The organism is Pseudarthrobacter sp. MM222, from assembly GCF_947090775.1.
Classification (GTDB): domain Bacteria; phylum Actinomycetota; class Actinomycetes; order Actinomycetales; family Micrococcaceae; genus Arthrobacter.
In genome coordinates this window covers 3,522,062-3,542,749 of the sequence record NZ_OX352321.1, presented here as the reverse complement: position 1 = coordinate 3,542,749, position 20,688 = coordinate 3,522,062, and the positions used below count along the sequence as shown (strand labels likewise).

At 67.1% G+C, this 20,688-nt stretch carries 23 protein-coding genes and 1 pseudogene; 13 read left to right on the top strand and 11 right to left on the bottom strand.

The window, feature by feature from the left end; translation table 11 throughout:
* The first annotated feature begins 18 nt into the window (after positions 1–18).
* Entirely contained in the window at positions 19–588 is a 570-nt protein-coding gene (locus OM977_RS16215) for an ArsR/SmtB family transcription factor (RefSeq protein WP_264354920.1), read from the top strand.
* Between the two features lie 10 nt (positions 589–598).
* On the opposite strand, the gene OM977_RS16210 is transcribed toward OM977_RS16215, so the two are convergent.
* The gene (locus tag OM977_RS16210) at positions 599–1,924 is read right to left on the bottom strand and encodes an alpha-hydroxy acid oxidase (RefSeq protein WP_270103041.1); all 1,326 of its coding nucleotides are present in this window, start codon (positions 1,922–1,924) and stop codon (positions 599–601) included.
* Between the two features lie 119 nt (positions 1,925–2,043).
* Between OM977_RS16210 and OM977_RS16205 the strand changes: the two genes are divergently transcribed.
* From OM977_RS16205 to OM977_RS16190, 4 genes are all read left to right on the top strand, one after another.
* Positions 2,044–2,733, top strand: coding sequence for a FadR/GntR family transcriptional regulator (locus OM977_RS16205; protein ID WP_264354919.1), 690 nt, complete (start codon positions 2,044–2,046; stop codon positions 2,731–2,733).
* A 259-nt stretch (positions 2,734–2,992) separates the two neighbouring features.
* Positions 2,993–4,105 (top strand): 3-deoxy-7-phosphoheptulonate synthase, encoded by a 1,113-nt coding sequence (locus tag OM977_RS16200; RefSeq protein WP_264354918.1) that lies wholly within the window; start codon positions 2,993–2,995, stop codon positions 4,103–4,105.
* 194 nt (positions 4,106–4,299) lie between these two features.
* On the top strand, positions 4,300–4,512 hold the full coding sequence (locus OM977_RS16195; RefSeq protein WP_264354917.1) for a helix-turn-helix domain-containing protein: 213 nt from the start codon (positions 4,300–4,302) through the stop codon (positions 4,510–4,512).
* 192 nt (positions 4,513–4,704) lie between these two features.
* Positions 4,705–4,803, top strand: a complete 99-nt coding sequence (locus OM977_RS16190) for a 30S ribosomal protein bS22 (RefSeq protein ID WP_003792170.1) — start codon at positions 4,705–4,707, stop codon at positions 4,801–4,803.
* Between the two features lie 95 nt (positions 4,804–4,898).
* On the opposite strand, the gene OM977_RS16185 is transcribed toward OM977_RS16190, so the two are convergent.
* Positions 4,899–5,717 carry an HAD family hydrolase gene (locus OM977_RS16185; protein ID WP_264354916.1) on the bottom strand — a complete coding sequence of 273 codons (819 nt, stop codon included), beginning with the start codon at positions 5,715–5,717 and terminating at the stop codon, positions 4,899–4,901.
* A gap of 101 nt (positions 5,718–5,818) precedes the next feature.
* Here OM977_RS16185 and OM977_RS16180 point away from each other — a divergent pair, with 101 nt between their 5' ends.
* Positions 5,819–6,091 carry a glutaredoxin family protein gene (locus tag OM977_RS16180; protein WP_264354915.1) on the top strand — a complete coding sequence of 91 codons (273 nt, stop codon included), beginning with the start codon at positions 5,819–5,821 and terminating at the stop codon, positions 6,089–6,091.
* Positions 6,092–6,164: 73 nt separating this feature from the next.
* Entirely contained in the window at positions 6,165–6,860 is a 696-nt protein-coding gene (locus tag OM977_RS16175) for a redox-sensing transcriptional repressor Rex (protein ID WP_264354914.1), read from the top strand.
* A gap of 46 nt (positions 6,861–6,906) precedes the next feature.
* On the opposite strand, the gene OM977_RS16170 is transcribed toward OM977_RS16175, so the two are convergent.
* The 3 genes from OM977_RS16170 to OM977_RS16160 form a co-directional block, all read right to left on the bottom strand.
* The gene (locus OM977_RS16170; RefSeq protein ID WP_264354913.1) at positions 6,907–7,614 is read right to left on the bottom strand and encodes a hypothetical protein; all 708 of its coding nucleotides are present in this window, start codon (positions 7,612–7,614) and stop codon (positions 6,907–6,909) included.
* A gap of 234 nt (positions 7,615–7,848) precedes the next feature.
* On the bottom strand, positions 7,849–8,583 hold the full coding sequence (locus tag OM977_RS16165) for a hypothetical protein (RefSeq protein WP_264354912.1): 735 nt from the start codon (positions 8,581–8,583) through the stop codon (positions 7,849–7,851).
* A gap of 243 nt (positions 8,584–8,826) precedes the next feature.
* Positions 8,827–9,375, bottom strand: a complete 549-nt coding sequence (locus OM977_RS16160; protein ID WP_264354911.1) for a YceI family protein — start codon at positions 9,373–9,375, stop codon at positions 8,827–8,829.
* 210 nt (positions 9,376–9,585) lie between these two features.
* Here OM977_RS16160 and OM977_RS16155 point away from each other — a divergent pair.
* The 5 genes and pseudogenes from OM977_RS16155 to ccsB all read left to right on the top strand — a co-directional run bounded on the left by OM977_RS16155 (position 9,586) and on the right by ccsB (position 14,687).
* Positions 9,586–10,250 (top strand): annotated as a pseudogene (locus tag OM977_RS16155) (histidine phosphatase family protein).
* Between the two features lie 53 nt (positions 10,251–10,303).
* Positions 10,304–10,894: a TlpA family protein disulfide reductase gene (locus tag OM977_RS16150; protein WP_264354910.1), complete on the top strand. Its 591-nt coding sequence runs from the start codon at positions 10,304–10,306 to the stop codon at positions 10,892–10,894.
* A 12-nt stretch (positions 10,895–10,906) separates the two neighbouring features.
* A complete protein-coding gene (locus OM977_RS16145) occupies positions 10,907–11,662 on the top strand; it encodes a cytochrome c biogenesis CcdA family protein (RefSeq protein WP_264354909.1) in 756 nt (251 codons plus the stop codon).
* Positions 11,662–13,572: a cytochrome c biogenesis protein ResB gene (gene resB, locus OM977_RS16140; RefSeq protein WP_264354908.1), complete on the top strand. Its 1,911-nt coding sequence runs from the start codon at positions 11,662–11,664 to the stop codon at positions 13,570–13,572. The genes OM977_RS16145 and resB overlap by 1 nt, the downstream gene beginning before the upstream one ends.
* Complete coding sequence (gene ccsB, locus OM977_RS16135) at positions 13,572–14,687, top strand: c-type cytochrome biogenesis protein CcsB (RefSeq protein ID WP_264354907.1); 1,116 nt, start codon at positions 13,572–13,574, stop codon at positions 14,685–14,687. Before resB ends, ccsB begins: the two co-directional genes overlap by 1 nt.
* 92 nt (positions 14,688–14,779) lie before the next feature.
* Here the strand turns inward: ccsB and OM977_RS16130 are convergent, their stop codons facing one another.
* Both OM977_RS16130 and OM977_RS16125 read right to left on the bottom strand, forming a co-directional pair.
* On the bottom strand, positions 14,780–15,439 hold the full coding sequence (locus tag OM977_RS16130; RefSeq protein WP_264354906.1) for a hypothetical protein: 660 nt from the start codon (positions 15,437–15,439) through the stop codon (positions 14,780–14,782).
* Between the two features lie 717 nt (positions 15,440–16,156).
* On the bottom strand, positions 16,157–16,588 hold the full coding sequence (locus OM977_RS16125) for a PLD nuclease N-terminal domain-containing protein (protein WP_264354905.1): 432 nt from the start codon (positions 16,586–16,588) through the stop codon (positions 16,157–16,159).
* 133 nt (positions 16,589–16,721) lie between these two features.
* Here OM977_RS16125 and OM977_RS16120 point away from each other — a divergent pair, with 133 nt between their 5' ends.
* The gene (locus tag OM977_RS16120) at positions 16,722–17,030 is read left to right on the top strand and encodes a DUF4229 domain-containing protein (RefSeq protein WP_264354904.1); all 309 of its coding nucleotides are present in this window, start codon (positions 16,722–16,724) and stop codon (positions 17,028–17,030) included.
* Positions 17,031–17,142: 112 nt separating this feature from the next.
* Here the strand turns inward: OM977_RS16120 and OM977_RS16115 are convergent, their stop codons facing one another.
* The 4 genes from OM977_RS16115 to OM977_RS16100 are packed head-to-tail and all read right to left on the bottom strand — an operon-like array spanning position 17,143 to position 20,648.
* Entirely contained in the window at positions 17,143–18,024 is an 882-nt protein-coding gene (locus tag OM977_RS16115) for a 1,4-dihydroxy-2-naphthoate polyprenyltransferase (protein WP_264354903.1), read from the bottom strand.
* Between the two features lie 48 nt (positions 18,025–18,072).
* Entirely contained in the window at positions 18,073–19,224 is a 1,152-nt protein-coding gene (locus OM977_RS16110) for an AMP-binding protein (RefSeq protein WP_264354902.1), read from the bottom strand.
* 8 nt (positions 19,225–19,232) lie between these two features.
* A complete protein-coding gene (locus tag OM977_RS16105) occupies positions 19,233–20,186 on the bottom strand; it encodes a 1,4-dihydroxy-2-naphthoyl-CoA synthase (RefSeq protein WP_264354901.1) in 954 nt (317 codons plus the stop codon).
* A gap of 21 nt (positions 20,187–20,207) precedes the next feature.
* Positions 20,208–20,648, bottom strand: coding sequence for a VOC family protein (locus tag OM977_RS16100; RefSeq protein ID WP_264354900.1), 441 nt, complete (start codon positions 20,646–20,648; stop codon positions 20,208–20,210).
* Between the last annotated feature and the right edge of the window lie 40 nt (positions 20,649–20,688).

Below are 20,688 nucleotides of genomic sequence, written 5' to 3'. Positions count from 1 at the left end.
GTCGCTAGTGTGGAGGGCATGGTGACAGACGACGTATTTGCCGTCATTGCTGAGGCAACCCGGCGTGACATTCTGGTGGCCCTCCGCAAGGGGGATAAGGCGGTGGGGGAGCTGGTCCAGGAGCTTGAGGCAAGCCAGCCCACCATTTCCAAGCATCTCAAAGTCCTCCGAGAAGCGGACCTCGTCAGCATGCGCGCCCAGGGCCAGAAACGCTACTACGCGTTGAACCCGAAACCCCTCGCGGGCATCGCCAGCTGGCTGGCAACGTTCGACGTCGGCAGGCCGGTGGTGGTTTCCGAGTCATCCGCGGACCGCGTCCCCGACAAGCTGCTCCAGACCGCTCCGGACGGACTCGCAGCCGCAGCCGCCCCGGCCGCGCCGCAGCCCGCTTCACCCACCGCGCCGCAACCCGCCGCCGCCCTGGCGGGGCGCGCCGCGGGCAGCCCGCTGAGCCCCGCCGTCGTTATCCCCGTCGGTTCCGCCGGCGAGGACAAGATGCCGCAACAGATCGGACGCACAGTCGGCCGCGCCGCCACGAAGGCCGCCGACCTGCTCGCCAACCTGCCGAAATTCGGCCGGAGGAAGTAAGCCGCCCGGGCTACCTCGGAAGCAGCCGCACGTGGTCCGGGGTCAGCTCGGAGAGCCGGCTGACGCCCAGCAGTGCCATGGTGCGGACCATGTCCTTTTCCAGGATCTGGAGGGCGCGGGCTACCCCGGCCTGCCCGCCGGCCATCAGCCCGTAGAGGTAGGCGCGGCCGATCAGCGTGAAGTCCGCGCCGAGAGCCAGCGCAGCGATGATGTCCGCGCCGCTCATGATGCCGGTGTCCAGGATGACTGCGGCATCACTGTGATCCGCATCCAGCGCTGCTGTCACGTCCGGCAGCAGGTGGAAGGGGATCGGTGCGCGGTCCAGCTGGCGGCCGCCGTGGTTGGAAAGGATGATGCCGTCCGCGCCGTGGTCCACCACCCGGCGTGCGTCCTCCACGGTCTGGATGCCCTTGACCACGAGCTTGCCTTTCCAGGTCTCGCGCAGCCAGTCAAGGTCGTCGAAGGTCAGGGTCGGGTCGAACATGGAGTTGATGAGGTCCGCCACCGTTCCCGTATAGCCCGAGAGGGAGGCGAAGGTCAGCGGCTCATGGGTGAGGAAATTGAACCACCAGGCCGGGCGGTAGGACGCGTCCAGTACGGTCTTGAGCGTCAGCGCCGGCGGGATGGTCATGCCGTTGCGCACATCGCGGAGCCGGGCGCCGGCGACGGCGGTGTCCACCGTGACCATGAGGGTATCGTTGCCGGCCTTGGCGGCCCGCTCGATCAGTTCCAGCGAGCGGTCCCGGTCCGTCCACAGGTAGAGCTGGAACCAGTTTCGGCCGTCCGGGGCCGCCGCGGCCACGTCCTCGATGGACGCGGTCCCCATGGTCGACAGGGTGTAGGGGATGCCCGCTTCCGCGGCGGCACGGGAGCCTGCATACTCTCCCTCCGACTGCATCATCCGGGTGAATCCGGTGGGTGCGATTCCTACCGGCAGCCGGGACGGCTTTCCCAGGATCTCCGTGCCAAGGTCCACCTTGGAGACATCCCTCAGGATGCCGGGCCGGAACTCGATGTCCAGGAACGCCTGGCGGGCCCGGCGCAGCGTGATCTCCGCTTCTGCAGCGCCGTCGGTGTAGTCGAAGGGAGCCTGGGGCGTGCGCCGCTTGGCCATGTCGCGGAGGTCCCAGATGGTGCTGGCGCGACGGAGCCTGGCGGCCCGGCTGAACTCCGGCCTTTTGAACTGCATCAGCGGAGCAAGGTCCGCGTACTTCGGCACGCGGCGCTTCAGGGCGGCCGGAACCAGCCCGGCCGCAACAGGGGGCCGGCCGTTCGGCGAGGCGTCCGGCGGGGTGGTGGGCGCCTCGGGGTTGCCGGGCTCGAGGGTGTGCGTCATGGTTGCCTCCGGGCAGGTTTGGTGGTGCGCGGTGCTCTGGTGCCCGGCAAAGCTTCACCGGGGTGTGGTCCAACCACAGTCTAGGCGTGTGGTCCAACCACATCAAGTACGATGGGCCCATGCGAACGCACCAGCTTGTCCTGAAGTGGATCGAGGGGCAGCTCTCCAATGGGGAGCTGGCCGTGGGGGGCCGGCTCCCGGCCGAGCGGTCGCTCGCCGAGCAGCTCCGGGTGTCCCGTACCTCCGTCCGCGAGGCCATCCGGGTCCTTGAGGCCATGGGTGTGCTCCGCGCCGGCGTGGGTTCCGGCCCGGACGCCGGCACGGTCGTGATCGCCGACCCCACCGCAGCCCTGGGTTCGGCCCTCCGCCTGCATGTGGCCACCTCGCACCTGCCCGTGCAGGACATCGTGGAGACGCGGGTGCTGTTGGAGTCCTGGGCGGCGTCGCGGGCCCGGCCCGGGTCTCCGGCGCTCGCCGAGGCCGCCCGGCTGCTGGAGGCGATGGACGGCTGCAACGGAACCGACGAGTTCCTTGCCCTGGACGTGCGTTTCCACCTGGCGCTGGCGGACGCGGCGGGCAACGCCGTGGTCAGCGCCATGATGGGTTCCCTGCGCGAAGCCATCCAGGACTACGCCGGCCGGCTCACCGGGAACGTGCCGGACTGGAACGCCATGGCGGCGCGGCTCCGGGCGGAGCACCGGGGCATCCTGGCGGCCATCGCCAACCACGACGGCGGCCGTGCAGCGCAGCTGGTGGCGGACCACATCGAAGGCTATTACGCGGCGGCCGGGCTGGGCGCCGGGAACTAGTTCCGGGAAACCAAACGGGCGGCCGCAGTGCAATGTTACGCAGCCAGGTTTGCCGCAGGGACGTTCCCGGGGCTATGGTCGGGGCTATGACAAACCGTTGGTATGCGTATTTTTCGTTGGCTCTGGAGGGGCCCGCGTCTAACTGACACGCATCCAACTTTCCTTCAGAGCCAACAGGGCAGAGATCATTCTCTGCCCTTCGCCATTTCTCGGCGGGTTCTGATCAGGGCCCGCTCCGCATCCCGGAACAGGACCGAACATGAGCATCGACGCAGCCCCCGAATCACAGCAGTCCACGTCCAACCTCCGTGTCAGCGAGTTCACTCCGCTGCCCACGCCGCAGGCCGTGATGGCCGAGCTGCCGCTCGACACCCAGGCCGCCGAGGTCGTCGGACGCGGCCGGGACGAGGTCCGCGCCATCCTGGACGGCGTCGATGACCGGCTTCTGGTGATTGTCGGTCCTTGCTCGATCCATGACCCCAAGGCAGGGCTGGAGTACGCCCGCCGGCTGGTCAGCCAGGCCGAGAAGCACCGCGAAGACCTGCTGATTGTGATGCGCACTTACTTCGAGAAGCCGAGGACCACCGTCGGCTGGAAGGGCCTGATCAACGATCCCCGACTCGACGGCAGCCACGACATTGCCGCCGGGCTCCAGGCCGCCCGCCGGTTCCTCCAGCAGGTCACCGCGCTCGGGCTGCCCACGGCCACCGAATTCCTTGAACCGATCAGCCCCCAGTACATGGCGGACCTCGTCTCCTGGGGAGCCATCGGGGCGCGGACCACCGAAAGCCAGATCCACCGGCAGCTTGCGTCAGGGCTTTCCATGCCGGTCGGCTTCAAGAACGGGACCGACGGCGACCTCCAGGTCGCGCTGGACGCGTGCAGCGCCGCCGGCGCGGCCCAGGCTTTCCTCGGGATCGACGACGAGGGCCGGGCGGCGCTTGTGGCGACGGCCGGCAATCCGGATGCGCACGTCATTCTCCGCGGCGGGCGCAAGGGACCGAACTACTCAGCTGCAGACGTCGAGGCTGCCTCCGCCGCCTTGGCCGCGCGGCAGCTGAATCCGCGTCTGATCGTGGATGCGAGCCACGCCAACAGCGGCAAAAGCCACCACCGCCAGGCCGAGGTTTCCCTTGAAATCGGTTCCCAGCTGGAAACCGGGGGAGCGTCGGCGGGCGCCATTGCGGGCGTCATGCTTGAGAGCTTCCTGGTCGGCGGGGCGCAGAACCTGGACGTTGCGGCGCACGCAGCGGGACGGGACGACCTGCTCTACGGCCAGAGCGTCACCGACGCGTGCATGGACTGGGAAGTGACGGCGTCGGTGCTGGCGCAGCTGGCCGCGTCGGCCCGGACCCGCCGCACCCGGAGTTAGGCGCGGATTCCGCGGTGAGGCCGGAGTTTCCGCAATTCCTGCGGAAACTCCGGCGGGATTACTGCGGAACTCTTTCACAGGGGCACCATGAGCACCTAGAGTATCTATCACATGGTTGTTGGATAGCTCAGCATCGGCACACCGCCATGTCATCTAGATGGGGCTGCCGCTTGTTGAATAAAGGGATAAAAGAAATGTCACCGGAGGCCAATTTCTCCAATGCACGATTCCTGACCGTGGCGGAAGTCGCGGAGGTCATGCGCGTGTCCAAAATGACGGTGTACCGTCTCGTGCACTCCGGCGAGATGCCCGCCGTCCGATTCGGCCGCTCGTACCGGGTGCCCGAAAGCGCCGTCGAACAGTATCTCAAGGGTGCCGTCGTCGACGGTCACACCGGGACTGCCTGAAACCTGTAGGTCTGAGGACCCCGACCGCGGGCCCCGTGCCGCGGCGTCGGTCATGGTGTGCCCCGGATAGGCGGTACCCTGTTAAGGAACGTTTTACGTCATTGTAAGAACCTGTCCGTTGTACAGTCTGCTGCTTAGCCCGCGGACCCTTACCAACAGGCAGGTACTACATCTAGCCGGTAAGGAACTTTCGTGGGTTCAGTTATTAAGAAGCGTCGCAAGCGTATGGCCAAGAAGAAGCACCGCAAGCTGCTTCGCAAGACGCGCCACCAGCGCCGCAATAAGAAGTAGCAATACTTCGAACTGCGGAAGAGATGCCCGTTGCCTTTCAGGCGGCGGGCATCTTTTTTCGTCTGCCGCGGGGGAAGCAGCCGGTCAGCCCCAGGTCACCGGGTGGGGCCCCGGAAGCGGGAGAATCCCCGCCATAGGCCATAGATGGCACCGCCGAGCGTTGCAGCCTTGAGGCCCAGGGTGGCGGCTCGCCGCCCGGCGCGGAAGTCGTACACAGGCCAGTTGTTTTCCCGGGCGTGGCGTCGGAGCCGGGCGTCGGGGTTGATCGCTACGGGGTGCCCCACCATGCTCAGCAGCGGAATGTCGTTGTGCGAATCGCTGTAGGCCCAGCACCGGTTGAGGTCCAGGCCTTCGACCCGCGCTATCTCCCGGACTGCCACGGCCTTCGCCGGGCCGTGCAGGATGTCGCCCACCAGCCGCCCCGTGTACGAACCGTCCAGGATCTCGCCGACGGTCCCGAGGGCTCCCGTGAGTCCCAGCCGGCTGGCGATCACCGTGGCGACCTCGATCGGCGTGGCGGTCACCAGCCAGACCCGGCGCCCCACCCTGAGGTGCTGCTCGGCCAGGGCCTTGGCACCCGGCCAGATGCGGGATTCGATCATCTCGTCGTAGACCTCTTCGCCGAGCGCCTCCACATCTTCGACCGTGAAGCCGGAGGCCAGGGTCAAGGCAGAGTCGCGCACGGCGTGCACGTCGTCCATGTTTTCGCCGCGCAGCACGAACATGAGCTGCTTCCACGCAAAGCCGGCCGCCTGCGGGATGGTGAACGCCCCGCGCTGATGCATTTTGCGGGCCACGTGGAACAGGCTGGCGCCCTTCATGAGGGTGTTGTCAACGTCGAAGAAGGCCGCTTCGCCGTGCTGCGACGATGCAACAGGGTTCGTGGCCACAGCGACGTACTTCTCCTCGGGCATGCATCGAGTCTAGTTCCTGCCGGGGCGGGGCCTTTCGCACCGGACCGGAGCGCGACGGCCGGGCGTCGACGCCGGATGGCCGGCCGGGCTACGGTGGAACCATGTCCAAGCCCGCGCGCCTCCCCGATGTCGTTCTGGTCACCAAAGCCGACTGCCACCTCTGTGCCGAGGCGCGCGCCGCCGTCGGGCGTGTCACCGCCGCCCTCGGCATCGGCTGGACCGAGCAGTCGGTCGATCAGGACGCGGCGCTGCGGGAGCGCTTCGCCGAGGAGATTCCCGTGGTGCTCGTCGACGGCATTCAGCGGGATTTCTGGAAGATCGACGAAGTCCGGCTTGCCCGCACCCTGCGAAGGGCGCTGGACACGCAGTCCTGAGCGCCATTGCTTTGTTGGCTGAACTGCGTGGGCTCTAGAGTGGGAAGCACAACGCGACGCAATGGAGCAGATAGTGACTTCGCTGGATTCATCTCCCGAGGCTTTGCCCGGGGGAGCCGGGACTGCCTCTAAGCAGATTCCGCCCGCGGCCGTGGCCCGGCTGACAATTTATCTGCGCGCCCTCACCACCCTGCTGGCGGAGGGGGTGGACCGGGTTTCCTCGGAGTCCCTCGCCGAGGCCTCCGGCGTCAGCTCGTCTACGCTGCGCAAAGACCTGTCCTACGTGGGCTCCTACGGGACGCGCGGGGTGGGCTACGAGGTTCAATACCTCAACCGGAATATTGCCGCCGCGCTGGGGCTGACGCACGACTGGAGGGTTGCGATTGTCGGCGCCGGCAACCTGGGCAAGGCCCTGGCCCGGTACGGCGGCTTTGAGTCCCGTGGATTTGAGATCGTCGCGATCTTTGATGCCGACCAGATGGTGGTCGGCAGCGAAGTGGGCTGGCTGCGGGTCAGCGACGCGGCGGACCTCGAGTCGGTCCTGTTGCGGACGGGCACGAACATGGTGGTGCTGGCACTCCCCGCCGCGGTAGCGCAGAGCGTGTGCGACCGCGTTGTTGCCGCCGGTGTGCGCAGCATCCTCAGCTTTGCCCCGGTGATGCTGCAGGTCCCGCCGGGCGTTAACCTACGCAAGGTGGACATGGCGACCGAGCTCCAGATCCTTGCCTATCACGCACAAAGGGCGCAGGATCCGGAGGACGCAGACTAGGGTCTGACGTTCCGGTTCCTGCGCCCAGTGCGCCGGAGGTGGCGGTCTACTTCTGGAACGGGCCGCCCGGCTGTCCGTAGGGATTGGCGAAAGGCTGCTGCTTGCGGAAGTACGGGGAGGTCGCAGGCAGGTAAAGCATGACGATGCCCGCGATACCGGCCAGCACCGCAAGGGTGCCGATGCTCAGCGGGAACAGGCTGAAGACCGAGAGCGCGGCGAAGACCGTGCCCAGAATCCGTGCCCAGTTCTTACCCTTGCGGACGTTCAGCGCCACGAGGGCGTAAAGGGCCGCGCTGATCAGGGCGAACACGACGATGGTCCCGACCAGGAAGGGCTTGATCTCATTGAAGTTGACGTCCGCGCCGCTTGCCGCCATCTGCTCCTGGAACATGTCCCGCACGGCGGGGGTGTCCAGGGTGCCGATGGACAGCAGGAGCGAGAGCAGCCAAACCACTCCGGAGCCGACAATCAGCCAGAAGGCAATGTTGACGAGCTTCGGCACACCGTCGCCCGATTGCTGCTGGCCTGCCGGGTACTGGGCATAGGGTGATTGGCCGTATTGCGGCGCGTTTTGGCCGTACTGGGGTGCGTTTTGACCGTACTGCGGCGCGTTTTGGCCGTACTGCGGGGCGTTTTGGCCGTACTGGGGTGCGTTCTGGCCGTATTGGGGTGCGTTTTGACCGTATTGGGGCGCGGGCTGATCGCCCGGAATGGGACCGTCCGGGTTTGACGGCGGGACTGGAGGAATACTCATGGTCGGTCCTTTGTAAGTCGATCTGGATCGGCTACCGGGACCAGTAATCCTGCCCTGCCCCCAGCATGGTTTTAGTTCAACCGTACAGCGGACCAAGCGCTGCGCGGATCATTCCCGAGAGGTATTCTCGGCCACGGATTCCCAGACGGAACCCGGATGCCGGCAGGGCACCATTTTCGGCGCCGCGAAGCGGTTTTTCAGCGGTGCGGCCGGGTCCTCCGGCCGCACCGGCGGTCAGACACGGCCGCGCAGTGACGCGAACCAGGCCTGCGAATTAGGCAGCCACATCAGCACGGTCGCCGCCAGGCTGATGATGAAGCCCGGCCAACTGCTGCCGCTTCGTCCGTCCGTGGCGCTGGCGCTGATGATGGTCAGGAGCAGGGATACGCCGGCCAGAATCGTGAGGGCGAGCCGGGCCCATTCACGGCCTTCCTTCATTTTCATGGCCAGGATGAACTGGGCGGCGGCCAACGCAAGCGCCACCAGCACGAGCAGCAGCACCACGATGCCGATGCCGGGAGCGACGGTAAGAAGGACGAAGGATCCGAAGAGGCCAATAACGCCACCCAGCAGCCCGAGCAGACCTCCGATGAGCCAGATCCAGTAGGACACTTTCAGCTCGGTCGGCATGCTGGCGACGCTGAACATGCCGGAGAAGCCCCCTTGGGGCAGAACATCGTTGACGTTCCGGGGCCGGTCGGCAGGCATTTCGAAGCGGAAGCCCCCCGGCGCTCCGGGCTGCCCCGGCGGCTGGTATCCCGGAGCCTGGCCGTGGCCCTGCGGCGGTGGCTGATAGCCCTGCGGCGGTACGTAGTGACCCTGCTGCGGCGGCTGGTATCCCGCTCCTGCCGGAGGGCCGGCCGGAGCTCCTGCCGGAGCCGGTTCGGAGCCGGTGGGCGGTAGATTGCCGGGCTGCGGGGGCTGGGCACCCGGCTGCTGCGGCGGCCGGACATCATCAGGGTTGCTCATGGCTCTCACTGTAGACCGCGATACCCCCGTTATCTAGGGAATTTGAGCCCGGTCAACAGCACGTCGGAACCATTCCTGGTTTGGTCGGCAAAGCCGGAGGCAACCAGGTGGGAGGTCGGGCGCCGGGGCTGCGTTCTACGAAGCCTCGCCGGCTGCCCCGCAGCTTCACCGCACCCGTACGCGGTTAAACAAAGCACCCCGCTCCATCCCAAGGATGAAGCGGGGTGCCGCTGCAGCGGATGATTATGCTGCGGGAGCGATGAAGGCCAGTTCGAGGTTGACGGCAACCTTGTCGCTGACGAGTACTCCACCCGCTTCAAGTACTGCGTTCCAGGTCAGACCGAAGTCCTTGCGGCTGATCGTGGTTTCGGCGGACAGGCCGGCGCGGGTGTTGCCAAACGGATCAACAGCAACGCCGTTGAACTCGGTCTCCAGGGCCACCGGGCGGGTTACGCCCTTGATGGTGAGATCGCCCTGGAGTTCGTAGGCGTCGCCCTTGGGGACGATGGTGTTGGACACGAAGGAGATTTCGGGGAAGGTCTCGACGTCGAAGAAGTCTTCGCCGCGGACGTGGCCGTCGCGGTTGACGTCGCCGGAATCGAAGCTCGCCGTTTTGATGGTGGCGTTCACCTTGGAGTCGGCGATGTTCTCGGCGAGCTCGAGGGTGGCCTCGGCGTCCTTGAACTGACCGCGGACCTTGCTGATGCCTGCGTGGCGGACGGTGAAGGCGATCTCGCTGTGCGAGTTGTCGAGGGACCAGGTGCCGGTGGTGACGTTGGCGGGAAGAGCCATGATGTTTTCTCCTTGAGTCGGTTGGGTTGTGCGGTAGGTCTGATCGCTGGTCGAAACGATTCGTTGAAGTCTCAACTAACTGCTTCACCCAGTATAAACATGCATTTGCATCTTTTATTCCAACAGCAGGGAACATTTCTTCAAACTCTTCAGTTCTACCTCTTGTAGAAGATTTCGTCATTGACGCTGCCCTTTGAGAAACTGGTACACATGCCCCAAGCCATCGTTCATCTGCTCCGCCACGGCGAGGTCCACAATCCCGACGCCGTCCTGTACGGCAGGATGCCGGAATTCCACCTCTCCGAGCTTGGCCGGCAGATGGCGCTGACGCTCGCGGAGCACTTCCAGGACCGCGTAGCCCAAGGGGCCAACATCGTCCATGTGGCCGCCTCTCCGCTGACCCGTGCGCAGGAGACGGCGCAGCCCATCGCCGAAGCGCTCAATCTCGAAATCACCACCGATGACCGGATCATCGAGGCTGCGAACTACTTCGAGGGCCTCCACGTCTCCAAGGCGGAACTCCTTCGGCCGAAGCACTGGCCGATGCTGCGTAACCCCTTCCGGCCCTCCTGGGGGAGCCCTACAAGCAGCAGGCTGCCCGCGTCATTGCCGCCGTGCAGGACGCGCGGCTGCGGGCCATCGCCCTAGGCGGCGGGGACGCCGAGGCGATCCTGGTCAGCCACCAGCTGCCCATCTGGGCCACCCGGCGCAGCGCCGAAGGCAAGCCGCTCTGGCATGACCCGCGGAAGCGGGAATGCACCCTGACTTCGGTCACGTCCCTCGTGTTCGACGACGCCGGCAACCTCGTGCGCGTCGACTACAGCGAGCCCGCCGCCGCCCTCCTGCCCGGCGCGTCAAGCACCCCGGGGGCCTGAGCATGACCGGACAAAACGCACCAGGGTCCGGCGCGCAGCCGGCCAATTCGGCTATGAGCCGCCGCAACGTCCTGACGGCGGGCGGCGCCGCGCTCGCCGTCGTACTGGGGCTCTCCGGCTGTGCCCAGGAAGATGCGCTGGCCAAACAGGCCAGGGCAGGTGACAACAAGAACTACGTCGCCGGTGACGGGTCGGTGACGGAGTTCGCCGCCGCGGACCGCAAGAGCCCCGTTGACCTTCACGGCACGCTGTTCGACGGCAGCACGGTGGCTGCAGCGGATTTTCAGGGCAAAGTCACTGTGCTTAACTTCTGGTTCGCCGCCTGCGCCCCCTGCCGGGTGGAAGCGCCCTCGCTGGAGGCCCTGCACCAGGAGTTCCAGAGCCAGGGTGTGCAGTTCTACGGAGTGAACCTCCGCGACGAGAAAGCCACCGCGGAGGCCTTCGACAAGACGTTCAACCTGACTTACCCCAGCTTCAACGACAAGGACGGCGCCGTGCTCCTCGCCGTCTCCGGCCTCGTGCCCCCGGGGGCCGTCCCCACCACCCTGGTGCTGGACAAGCAGGGCCGGGTCGCATCCCGGGTCCTCGGCGAGATCCAGAAAGGGACGCTCAAATCCCTTATCGCCGCTGCCGTGGCAGAGTAGCGGCCTGCCACCATGAACAGTCCCTTCGCCGAAGCCATCCTCAACGGTTCGCTCCTGCTGGCCATCCCGGTGGCGCTGCTGGCCGGGTTCGTCTCCTTCCTCTCGCCCTGCGTGCTGCCCCTCGTCCCGGGCTACCTGGGCTACGTCACCGGGCTGACCGGCGTCGACCTCCAGAAGCAAAAGCGCGGCCGCATGCTGGCAGGCATCGGGCTCTTCGTCCTGGGCTTCTCGGTGATCTTCGTGTTGCTCGGCGGCGCTTTCGGCCAGCTGGGGACCCTCATCACGGGCTCGGAGAACAGGTGGATCACCCAGGTTCTGGGAGTCCTGGTGATCATCATGGGTGTCGTGTTCATGGGCGGGTTCGGCTGGTTCCAGCGCGACGCGAAGATCCATGCCAAGCCGCCGGCCGGGCTGTGGGGTGCACCATTGCTTGGCATCACGTTCGGACTCGGCTGGGCGCCGTGCATCGGGCCGACTTATTCCGCGGTGCAGCTCCTCAGCCTCTCCGGCGGATCTTCAGCGGCCAAAGGCGCGTTCCTGGCCTTCGTATATAGCCTGGGCCTGGGCATCCCCTTCCTGCTGATTGCCTTGGCCGTGCGCCGCGGTGTCGGTGTGATGTCCTTCTTCCGCAAGCACCGGCTCGCCATCCAGCGCACCGGTGGCGGCATCCTGATCGTGCTGGGCCTGCTGATGGCCAGCGGCGTGTGGGGGACCTGGGTTTCCGGGTTGCAGTACTGGTTCCAAACCGATGTGAAATTGCCGATCTGATGAGCGAGCGAGTGAACGTAGAGAAGAAGTCCCCGGCCCCCGGCAACCCGCCCGACGCCCCCGCTACGGCAGACCCCGCCGGTATGAAGGGCGCGGACGGCAAACCCGTCCCGGACGGCACGCGCACCGCTGCCGCCAAGGCGGAAGCTGTCCTGCCCGCGCTCGGACCGCTGGGCATGCTCCGCTGGGCGTGGACCCAGCTGACCAGCATGCGCACTGCACTGTTCCTCCTGTTGATGCTCGCTGTCGCGGCGGTGCCCGGCTCGCTGTTCCCGCAGCGGCCCGCCAACCCCTCCACCGTCACCCAGTACATCAAGGACCACCCGGACTACGGCAAGCTCCTGGACACGCTGCAGCTGTACGACGTGTACTCCTCGGCGTGGTTTTCCGCCATCTACATCCTGCTGTTCATTTCCCTGATCGGCTGCGTGGTTCCCCGGGCCATCGCGCACTACAAGGCCATGCGCTCCCAGCCGCCGCGCACTCCGGCACGGCTCTCCCGCCTGCCCGAGTACGGCACGCTGGTCATCCCCGGCGACGCCGGGATCCCGGCGTCGCAAGCCATCACCGAGGCCGCCGGACTGCTGAAGAAGCGCGGTTACCGGGTGGATGTCCGGGACAGCGACGGCGCGCGCCCGTCCCTTGGCGCGGAGCGCGGCTTCCTGCGCGAAGTGGGCAACCTCGTCTTCCACACTGCGCTGATCGGTGTGCTGGTGTCCGTCGCCATCGGCGGGCTGTTCGGCTACAGCGGGCAGCGGATCCTGGTGGAGGGCGACACGTTCGTGAACACCCTCGTCGGCTATGACCAGTTCACGCCCGGGACGAACTTCCAGAGCAGCCAGCTACAGCCCTACTCGGTCCAGCTGGACAAGTTCCAGATCACCTTCGACCGTGAATCGCAGGGCAAATTCGGCCAGCCCATCGACTTCAAGGCCGAGGTGACCACCAAGGAGTCCCCGGACGCGCCTGCCAAGAAGGAGGTGCTCAAGGTCAATGATCCGCTGACCCTGGGCGGCACCAGCATGTACCTCACCGGCAACGGCTACGCTCCTGTCGTCACCATCCGCGACGGCGCCGGGAACATCGCCATGCAGGGCCCGGTTGTCGCCAAGCTCCAGGGCGAGAACTACTACTCCTCGGCGGTCATCAAAGTGCCGGACGCCAAACCCGAACAGCTCGCGTTCGCCGGCTTCTTCTTGCCCACGGCCTTCGTCACCGAGGAAGGCGTGTCCTTCAGCGGCGATCCGGAGCTGATCAACCCCCAGCTGACGCTGAACTCGTACTTCGGAGACCTCGGCCTGGACGACGGCGCCCCGCAGAACGTCTTCGAGCTCGACGTGGAGAAGCTCACGCCGCTCAACGCCCGCAACCTCGACGCCGGCGGCATCACGCTGACGCCCGGCGCCAGCTACACACTGCCCGACGGCAAGGGCTCGATCAGCTTCGACGGCGTGAAGCGCTACGTGGGCGTCGACATCCACCACAACCCGGGCCAGCTCTACGCCCTGATTTTCGCGCTCCTGGCGGTCGCCGGCCTGGTGACATCCCTGTACGTCAGCCGCCGCCGCGTCTGGGTGCGGACCGGAACGCACGCGGACGGCCGCACCATGGTGGAATACGGCCTGCTGGCCCGCGGCGAGGACCACGGGCTCGCCGGCGAAGCTGCCAGGATCCGGGCGTTGCTCGTGGAGGAATGGGAGCTCCGCGATGCCGGTCCCGACGCTGCCTCCGAACCCGGGGGGACCGGGTCCACCACTGACTCCCAGTCAGCTCCCAGCGCGGTGGCGGATAATGACCGGGCGGATGCGGACGTGCCCGGCGCCAGCAGCGAGCCGGCCTCCCAGGACCATCCCGAAACAGACTTCATCCCGTCATCAGCCGGCTCGCCTGAGTCAAAGAAGGATTCGTAATGCTCCCCATCAACGAAACCATGGGCCAGTACAGCGAGCTGTTCATGCTCCTCGCGGCCGGAACTTATACGGTGGCGTTCATCGCGTTTGCCTGGGACCTGGCCAAGAGCAGCAAGGTGCTGCGCGCGGTGGACCTCAAAGCCGCGGAGCTTTCGGGTGCCACCGGTCCCGGGACCTCCCGCGTCCCGGTTGCTGCCGGCGTCGGGTCCGCTGGTGCCGTTGACCGCGCCGAGTCCGACGTGGCCGGGCCGGTGGGCCGCGCCGAGCGTCCGTCGTCGTCCGTCTCCCGCAGCGCATCCGCGGGAGGTGCCGGAATAGGCGGGACTGCCGACGGCGGCATGCAGTACGACGCCGAACGCCGAGTCCCGGCCCGGGTTGCGGTCGCCCTGACCGTCCTGGGTGCGGCGATCCACGCCGCCGGCGTCATCACCCGCGCCATCGGTGCGGGCCGGGTGCCGTGGGGCAACATGTACGAGTTCCTCACCACCGGCGCCTTCGTGGCCGTGGCCGTCTTCCTGCTGGTGCTGATCCGTCGCGACCTCCGCTTCCTCGGCACCTTCGTGATCGGCCTGGCCGTCATCATGCTCGTCGCGGCCGCCGTGGCGTTCTGGACGCCCGTGGGCCACCTGGTTCCCGCCTTGCAGAGCTACTGGCTCATCATCCATGTCTCCATCGCGGTGATCTCCTCCGCACTGTTCACCCTGACCTTTGCGATGTCCGCCCTGCAGCTGGTCCAGGCCCACCGGCAGAAGACCGTTGCCGCCGGCGGCGGGGACAAGCTGGGCTTCATGCGCCTGGTGCCGTCCGCGCTCAGCCTCGAGAACCTCTCGTACCGGATCAACGCCATCGCTTTTGTCGGCTGGACCTTCACGCTCATGTTCGGCGCCATCTGGGCCGAGAAGGCCTGGGGACGGTTCTGGGGCTGGGACACCAAGGAAGTCTGGACCTTCGTGATCTGGGTGGTTTATGCCGGCTACCTGCACGCCCGCGCCACGCGCGGCTGGACCGGAACCCGCGCAGCCTGGCTGTCGGTTGTCGGCTACCTCTGCGTCGTCTTCAACTTCACCATCGTGAACCAGTTCTTCAACGGCCTGCACTCCTACTCGGGGCTGTAGGCGCAGCGCACGTAGCCCGCCGCCAGCCGGGCGGCCTTTACACCGGGCCCGGACGCCTCGATTTGCCACGGACGGCCGCTAAGTGACCTCGCTTAGCGGCCATTTGTGTCAGATGGGCGGGCTGGCGCCCGGGTTGGCTTCGGATTCTTCGCGTCGGCGGGTGCCCAGCCGCGCTCCCTCAGTGCCGCCCGGACGCGGGTCACTGCACTCGGCTCCATCCCCGGCGCGAAGGGCGTCAAGTCCCACTGAGTCAGGACAACGACGCGCCAGCCGGCGTCTTTGGCGTTCTCATCCCGGAAAATGTCGCTTCGGCGCTGTGCTGGCGTTGCATGGTGGCCACCGTCGTATTGGATCGCCACTTTCTCATTGTCATAGGAAAGATCCGGGTCCTGGATCCAGCCGCCGGACTGGTCGAAGATCGGGGCGTTAATGTCGGGTTCAGGCAGCCCATGACGGAGCAAAAGCAGGCGCAATTCGGTCTCCTTGGGCGAGTCGGTGTCCGCCCGGATCAGCGCCAGGGCTCGCATGGCCCGCCGGTAGCCCGGGTATCCCCGCTTGCCGTCGAGGTAGGCATCCAGTTCCCGCTGGGTGGTCAACGGGTTTCTCCGTCGCAGCAGGAAATCTCCGGCAACCACCAGTTCATCAAGGCTGAGGATTCCCGCGAGGTCGAACCAAGTCCGCAGTGGAGACGTGCAGGCCACATGACGTCCCGGCGTGATCTCCTCGGGCTGGAGGGCCTGTTGGTGACCCACTACACCCCTGCGTCGAACAGCCCGCCTCCCCGGCAGAACGGTCAGATGGATAAGCACCAGATGTTGCAGCGCGAGTGGCAACGGGAATCCCCAGAGCACCGCGGCCGAGGCATGGCTCACGACGGCGCCGGTAACGCAGGTGAGGGCACGAACACGTTCCAGCAGGCCCTCGCCGGCGCAGGCTGTGGCGCGTACTCCGTGGCAGGGGGTCACCAAGTCGGCGGCGCGCGTCCGACGCCGGCTCAGCCCGGCGGAGCGAGCCTGGGACACCGTGAAGGGCTGGCATCGGAGGTGACTGGGAAGCTCTCGGGGACGGCGCATGTGAGCATTCTCCGCCGACATCGGAAGGCCTCAGCGGTTGTCCACAGCGCGGGCAGGGTGTGGGGGAGGAGTCGGCAGCCGCGGGATCCATTCGGTGGCGCGGGCCGGGGACGGCGATTCACCGATAGGGGCCGCTACCGCTCCTCGGATTCCGGCCGGATGCGGCAAACGGGCGAGAAACGCGCGGCGCATCCCGGGCCGGACCTGGCCACCTGCCGCGGACCTCAGCGTGGCGCGGCCGGGGACGGCGATTCACCAAAAGCGGCCGCTACAGCCTCGCGGATTCCGGCCGGATGCGGCAAACGGGAGGGGTTCCGGCAACGAATCGGGCTGCGGACGTAGCCGGCGTGGTCCGGCCGTGGAAGGAAATGCTGGCAAGGAAGAGGCAGGAACGCCTTACTTGACCTCGTCGGTGCCCGGCGTGCCGGCGTCGCCGGAGCCGTGGGTCTCGCCGGATTCGGCGTCGTGGCTCCCGGCTGGGCCGTCGCCGTCGCCGAGCTTGCGGTCCTTGGCGTCCAGTTCTTCCTTGAGCTTCTTGAGCCGATCCGCTTCGGCCTGGTTGCGGCGACGGAGTTCAAGGTTGCGCAGGAAGTCCGGGTCGTCGTCGGGCGCCACGGGGTGGCTGTAGGTGGCAGGGGTTGGGCCGGTGCCGCGGGGGCGTCCGATGAGGAACCACAGGACGGCACCGATCACCGGAAGGACGATCTGCACCACAATCCAGGCCGGCTTCGAGATGCCCTTGGTCTGGCGTGGGTCAGTGCGAATCACGTCGACGAGTCCGTAGACAAATACGACGAGAACGGCGACGGTGACCACTACACGGAGCATGTAATCAGTCTAGCGTCAGGGTGAGTCTCCGGCGTTGCCAGGTGTTCCCGGTCCGCGAGGCAGCGGCCCGGTGCAGAGAGTCCCATGGGCCGCTTGGCCGGATGGGCCGGCCGCCGGCGGCTAAACTTGGAGTGTGGCCTTCCTCAAATACTCCCTGATCCGGCTCGCACTGTTCGTGCCATTGTTCGTGCTGTTCATTTACCTGCAGTTGGGTTGGCTGCTCGCCGTCCTCTGCGCCGGCATGATGGCTTTCGCCATCAGCTACCTTTTCTTCCAGAAACAACGCGATGCGGCGACGGCAACGCTCCATAGTCGTTTCTCGGGCAAGGCCAAGCCGCTGCGTTCGGCCAATGAAGTCGCCGACGCCGACGCCGAAGACCGTCTCGTCGACGCACATCCGGACATCACCGTCCAGCCGGTCAACCGCCCCAAGGATGCCTAGAAACCGCGGCCCAATCCGCGGCCCAATACGCGGCTAGGGCGCGGCCGCCGCCCAATACGCGGCTAGGGCGCGGCCGCGCGCGCGCGGCCAAACGCAGGGCGAAGCCCCGGGCTTAGAACCCGTGGCTCAGCACGAGTCCCAGCGAGAACAGCACGGCGTAGCCGAGGTTGATCAGCCCGGTCTGCTTGAGCACCGGAATCAGGCTCTTGCGCCGCCGGCCCGCGATCATCAGCCAGGATGGCATCAGACTGGCCGGGATAAGCAGCAGCACAATGAGCATCCAGGGCCGTCCCGGCGCCAGCACAATCACCAGCAGGATGGCGACGGCGAGCATCAGCACGTAGCTTTCCCGGGCATGCTTGTCCCCGAGCCGCACCGCCAGGGTCTTCTTCCCGGCCTTCCGGTCCGTGGGGATATCGCGGACGTTGTTGGCCATCAGCAGGGCGCAGGCAATCAGGCCAGTGCCGATGGCGCCGATGATGGCCGCGAGGCTCAGTTGGCCGGCCTGTGTGTACGTGGTTCCGAGCGTGGCGACGAGTCCGAAGAAGACGAACACGAACACATCGCCCAGGCCCAGATAGCCGTAGGGGTTCTTGCCCCCCGTGTAGCCCCAGGCCGCGAGGACGCAGCCGAGGCCGACGAGGATCAGCCACCAGGTCTGGGTCATGATCACCAGCGCGAGACCGAACAGCATCGCGAGACCGAACGCAGCGAATGCCGCGTACTTGACCTGTTCGGGCTTGGCTGCGCCGGAGCCGACGAGCCGCATCGGGCCCACCCGGTCCTCGTCGGTGCCGCGGATGCCGTCCGAGTAGTCGTTGGCGTAGTTCACGCCGATCTGAAGCAGCAGGGCAACGAGTGCGGCCAACACGGCGTTGAGCGGGCGGAAGGCGCCCATCTCGAACGCGGCGGCGGTACCGATCAGGACGGGCGCGATCGCGGCGGGCAGGGTGCGCAGACGGGCGCCTTGGATCCATTGAGCGGCTGTGGCCACGTTCAGTACCTCGTGTTGGTTCGGCGACGCCGGGAGTGCCCGGCCTATCTATTTTCCCTGATGCAGCTCGGTGAGCCGAACCGTCATGCCCAGCCGGTCGGGTTTCCCGTTGGGCAGCATCAAGAGTTCGCCGGTGGCGAGCACCGTCTTCGGGGCCAGCTGGCCCAGCCCCGGCGCCCAGGCGGCGTCAGCGGTGAAGTCCGCAATGCTCTCCGGGGAGCTGTCGACAAGCGCCACATAGGCGGCGAGGGCCTGGCCCCACTCGGCCGACGGGACGCCGGCCACAAAGGCCGCCAGCACGCCGTCGAGCTTCTCCAGCTCGGCCTGCACGTGCCCGGCGGACACCTTCACACCGCCGGTGATGACGACGTCGTCCGCCCGGCCCGCAACCACCAGGCTGCCATCACGGTCCAGTTCGCCGAGGTCGTTCGTGCGGTACCAGCGGACCCCGCCGTCCTCCACGAACGCCTCCGCGGTGAGTTCCGGGGCATCAAGATATCCGGCGGCCACGGTGGCGCCGCCGAGCAGGATGCGTCCGTCGGCGGCCAGCCGGACCTCGACGCCGTCGAGCGGCACGCCGTCGTAAACACAGCCCCCGCACGTCTCGGCGGAGCCGTAGGTGGTCACCACCCGCACGCCCGCCGCCCGCGCCGAGGCGAGCAGCTCCGGGGCCGCCGGGGCGCCGCCGAGCAGCACCCCGTTGAAGCGGCGCAGCACCGCGAGCGTGTCGGCCGAAGGGGAGTCCAGCAGCCGCTGCAGCTGGGTGGGAACGAGCGAGGTGAACCGGATTTTGTCCGTCAGTTCGAGTGCGGCGGCGGTGAAGGCCTCCGGGGTGAAGCCGCCGCTGAGGTCCATGACCCAGGGCCGGGTTCCGGCGAAAAGCGAGCGGACCAGCACCTGCACGCCGGCCACGTACTGCACCGGCAACGCCAGCAGCCACTGGCCCTCGCCCTTGAGCGCCAGCGCAGTCGCCATCGAGGAGGCCGCCAGCGCATCCACGGTCAGCACTGTCGCCTTGGGCGTGCCGGTGGAGCCGGAGGTCCGCACCACGACGGCGGCGTCCTCGAAACCCGGGGTTTCAACGAACTCGACTACCGGCGCGCCGTCCGGGCCGGCGGACAGTTCGACGGCGGGACCCTCGCCGCGGAGGGCGGCGGCCAGCGCCGCGAGGGCGGGTTCAATCTTTCCAGCTGAAGTCACAGGTGGCCTTAGAAGTAGTAGGGGAACTGCGACCAGTCGGGATCGCGCTTCTCGAGGAAGGCTTCCTTGCCTTCCACCGCCTCGTCCGTCATGTAGGCCAGCCGGGTGGCTTCGCCGGCGAAGACCTGCTGGCCCGCCAGGCCGTCGTCGGCGAGGTTGAAGGCGAATTTCAGCATCCGGAGGGCCTGCGGTGACTGCCGTGCGATGTCGGCCGCGTATTCCAGTGCCACCTCCTCGAGCCGGGAGTGGTCCACCGCCTCGTTGACGGCGCCCATCCGGACCATGTCGTCAGCCGAGTACTCGCGGGCCAGGAAGAAGATCTCCCGGGCAGCTTTCTGGCCGATCTGCCGGGCCAGCAGCGCCGAGCCGTAACCGGCGTCGAAACTGCCCACCGTGGCATCGGTCTGCTTGAACTTGCCGTGCTGGCGGGAGGCGATGGTGAGGTCCGAGACGACGTGCAGCGAGTGCCCGCCGCCGGCTGCCCAGCCGTTCACGACGGCGATGACCACCTTGGGCATGGTGCGCATGAGCCGCTGGACCTCGAGGATGTGAAGCCGGCCGGCACGCGCCGGATCGATCGTCTCCGTCGTCTCACCCTCGGCGTACCTGTAGCCGTCGCGGCCGCGGATCCGTTGGTCCCCGCCGGAGCAGAACGAGTGGCCGCCGTCCTTCGGGGAGGGGCCGTTGCCCGTCAACAGGACGGTGGCCACGTCCGGGGTCATCCGGGCGTGGTCCATGGCGCGGTAGAGCTCGTCCACGGTGCCGGGGCGGAACGCGTTCCGGACCTCGGGCCGGTCGAAGGCGATGCGGACCGTGGGCAGGTCCCGCACCACGGTGCCGTCCTCGGCGCGCTCCACCTGCCGGTGGTACGTCATGTCCTGGAAGTCGTCGAAACCGGACACGGTGCGCCACCGGGTGGGGTCAAAAACGTCGGATACCTTGGCGGGAATTTCGTTGCTCACTGTCCGAGTCTAGTAATCGCGTCAGCTGATGCAGAACTCGTTGCCCTCCGGGTCCGCCATGGTGTGCCAGGAATGCGGCCCCTCGCTGGCGGTCCACAGGAACTTCGCGCCGCGTGCCTCCAGCGCAGCCCGCACCGCGTCCTTGTCCGCACCCGCGAGCCTCACGTCCCAGTGCACCCGGTTCTTGATGGTCTTTTCCTCCGGGACCGTCTGGAAGAGAATGCGGCGTGCGGGGGACTTGGCGTCCAGTTCGTCCGGCGGGCGGATGGCGGCGCCGTCCCGCCACACGAGTTTGCCGTTGTGCCGCGAGGTTTCGTCTTCGGTGGCAAAACCCTGGTCGATCATGGAGCGGATGAAGTCCTCGTCCTGCGGCTCCACGGCCCATTCCAGGGTTTCGGCCCACCAGTCGGCAAGCTCATGGGGTTTTCTGCAGTCCACGGCGATCTGGATGTTGAGTGTCATGGAAAGAACCTACGACGCCGGGCCCTCCCGCCGGAAGAGC